The sequence below is a fragment of the Microcystis sp. M53603_WE2 genome (genome assembly GCF_030065435.1).
In genome coordinates this window covers 1-2907 of sequence record NZ_JASJFF010000037.1, presented here as the reverse complement: position 1 = coordinate 2907, position 2907 = coordinate 1, and the positions used below count along the sequence as shown (strand labels likewise).

Genomic DNA, 2907 nt, shown 5'->3' with positions numbered 1-2907 from the left:
GAACCCTTATATAGAAAGGCATTTGGCGATTTTTGTCAATTATTTTTGCTCTAGAGCGAACTAATCAATTAAGTCTCTTGCCAGATAAGGATTTAGTCGATTTATGCCCCCCTATCGAACCATACTAAGTAACGAAGAACCGTGATCGCTGGCTGAAATTGGGGGTCTTTTTGAGGAATATTTGGCATCAATTTACTAAAGTCAATGGGATTACCGCTAAAAATTCCTTTCTCACCGTAAAATGACCTTAGCATCTCTGCAACAATACGCGCTTTGGCAATATACTTTCCATAACTTTCGGGTTGAATATTAGGGTATTGAGAAATTAAGTCTGTTTCTTCCGTCCGTAATTCATCGATTTTTTGGTTGAGTTCTTCGTAAGAATTTGGATCTGTAACTTTCCCTCCTAGATAGACAACGTTGCTCAGTCCAAGAATAGAAAGAAAGTTTTGCGGTAAAGTAAATGTCGCCAGATCTGAACCAGTACCGAAAACACCTAAAAATAAGCTAGCAGCTACCAACAAGCTAAAACCTGCTAGTTGAAAGCTGTAAACATCAAATGAACCACCGCTTTTGATTAGGTCGCTCCATTTTGCATCTTCTAATTCTGGTTTTTTCTCGTAACCTTTTTCACCAATGGTCAGCCATTGATGATTTCGCAACCAGGCCCAATTAGAGAATGTCAGTCGTTTGCTTCCCAATGCTATCACCTTGGAACCAGTTGTGCCAACAGCACTGATACCTAGTAGTAAAAGAATATCATTTGATAGCCCACTCAGTTCTTTCTCATTGGACAGAGTGTATAGAAGTCGAAATAGCACCACTAAAGTGAAACCAAAAATTTGAAAATTAGAAAGACTAGCTTTACCAAGGTGTCCTGCTGTCAAAGCTACGGGCTTAATCCATAATTCACGAAAATTATAGTTGTTATCCCAGCTTACCCACAAGACAGTAATTGTATAGAAACCCAAAACACCCCCTAATGCTATTGCTATTGCCAACGCCTGGTCAGAGAACTTCGCAGGAGTCCCAGATTGAGTTTGAGGGGAAGATGTTGCAGCAGCAGTCCGGGAGGGGATTTGAGGGGAAGATGTTGGAGCAGGAGTCGGGGAAGGAGTTTTAGAGGAAGGTGTTACAGAAGGAGTTGGAGAAGGAGTTTGAGCTAAGACGTTGGTAACTAATCCATAGGCAAAAGTCACAAAAACAGTAGTTAGTAATGCAGTAAGCATCCATTTAACAATTGATTTTTTCATTGTCATTCACCTCTTTTTTGGGGATAAAACTGGATCGATGTATGGAGTTTTAAGTTTAATTGTGGCTTTTACCTCCTTTTACAAAAATAGTGGACGATGACATAACGGGGAACTGTTCTTTTAAAAGGAAACGTTCCCAGTTTTGGCGGTCTCGCTCCCCATTCGGCTGTGGTAATGACTTTGGCGGTAAATGGCATAATTAGAAAAAATCTCGGCAATAAAATTGTTTAAAAACTTTGAGCAATAATATAGAGTTGTTGACAATAATTTAGCTCATGCAACAACTCTACTTACTTTGTTAGTCAACTCCAACCACGTAACTGGAACCATCCGGCTCGACTGAGAGTATCTTTGCCATAATTCCGGTTAGCAGTGAAGAAATCAACATCTCCGTGGTCGAGCAAAGCTCTTAGGGCATTTCCAGGTCCAGAATTGTATGCAGCTAAAGCGGCACGGATAAGCTCTTTGCCTTGCAAATTAGTCTTGCGTTGCATAAAAGCTCGGTTGTCAGCAAGAACTTGACAGCCAAAGAGAATGTTCTCTCTGGGATCTTTCCACTTACCAGTAGAGGTAAACTGAGGAAAAGCACGGTCATCAATTTGCATCAGTCCCCGACCGTGACCAAAATCTCCCGTACCAGAAGGGCCAGGTGGATTTAAGAGTAATCCCCAGTGAGATTCTCGTGAACCAATGCCCGCAATCACAGCAATCGGAAAGCCCTGTTGGTTAGCTCCTTCTTCAATAAAAGCTCTAAACTGTTGAGCGGCTTCTAATTGTCTGAGCATGGAAGCATCATTGCGAGCAATTGTCGTGGCAAACACAAGTTCAAGATTGGGAGGTTGCTCGTCTGATAATGCTGCCCAAGTCAGCGGACCGACAATTCCATCATCATCCAAACCACGAGAGCGTTGAAATTGTTTGACAGCCATTTCGGTTGCCTGTCCAAAGAAGCCATCAATAACGACAGCAATTCCTTTGGCATTGAGCAGTTCTTGCAGTTCCATCACTTCGTCTCGAAGTTGAGGAGAAGTGTGGTCAAATCCGTCAAATAAACGTAAGGTTGGACCGATCATTGTGCAAATTCTCCTTGCATTTTGTTTTCGATAGTTTCCATGGTTATTGATGTCAGTTTGCCTTTAGGAAGATGAGAGTCCCAAAGCCGCAAGCGTGGCAGGTCCAACGATGCCATCAACAGGTTGCAATTGTTTCTGTTGTTGAAATGCTTTAACTGCTTCTTCTGTCTTTGGACCAAAGAAACCATCAACTGTTGACTGGAAACCATTGCGGACTAATGCTTGCTGAACTTGACGCACGTCATCTCCTTCCAAAAGTGGGCGCGTGAGTTGCAATAAGCGATCTCCTAGTTCAACGCTACCCCCACCATTAACCCCTGTGTCTAGAGTCGGACCATTAGCAAAGCCATTAGCAGGAGATTTACCGAGACGAGCGGCGGTATTTGGACCCCACTGCCCATCCTCTGCAATCCTGTCATTGGGATTGTTTTGATTCCACAGGGGAGCATCTCACCTTTGCAATAAGTAGAAATGCTTAATGAGATCAATAAAAAAGTTAAAAAAGGCAACCATTTAGATAAGCACAGCGATGACGAAGGACTTGCGGTACATTACAAGATTGCCAACTTGCACCAGTAATT

General features: G+C 42.5%; 3 protein-coding genes. All 3 read right to left on the bottom strand.

Annotated features, from left to right (window positions below; all coding sequences use genetic code 11):
• Window positions 1-101 precede the first annotated feature (101 nt).
• The 3 genes from PX481_RS00870 to PX481_RS00860 all read right to left on the bottom strand — a co-directional run bounded on the left by PX481_RS00870 (window position 102) and on the right by PX481_RS00860 (window position 2602).
• On the bottom strand, window positions 102-1253 hold the full coding sequence (locus PX481_RS00870) for a hypothetical protein (RefSeq protein WP_288093154.1): 1152 nt from the start codon (window positions 1251-1253) through the stop codon (window positions 102-104).
• A gap of 302 nt (window positions 1254-1555) precedes the next feature.
• A complete protein-coding gene (locus PX481_RS00865) occupies window positions 1556-2326 on the bottom strand; it encodes a peptidoglycan-binding protein (RefSeq protein WP_002756839.1) in 771 nt (256 codons plus the stop codon).
• Between the two features lie 63 nt (window positions 2327-2389).
• Complete coding sequence (locus PX481_RS00860) at window positions 2390-2602, bottom strand: peptidoglycan-binding domain-containing protein (RefSeq protein ID WP_043996442.1); 213 nt, start codon at window positions 2600-2602, stop codon at window positions 2390-2392.
• Between the last annotated feature and the right edge of the window lie 305 nt (window positions 2603-2907).

What these genes read in the sequence shown, in the direction of transcription:
- PX481_RS00870 (WP_288093154.1), bottom strand. Translation starts at nt 1,253, where the DNA reads ATGAAAAAATCAATTGTTAAATGGATGCTTACTGCATTACTAACTACT.
- PX481_RS00865 (WP_002756839.1), bottom strand. Translation starts at nt 2,326, where the DNA reads ATGATCGGTCCAACCTTACGTTTATTTGACGGATTTGACCACACTTCT.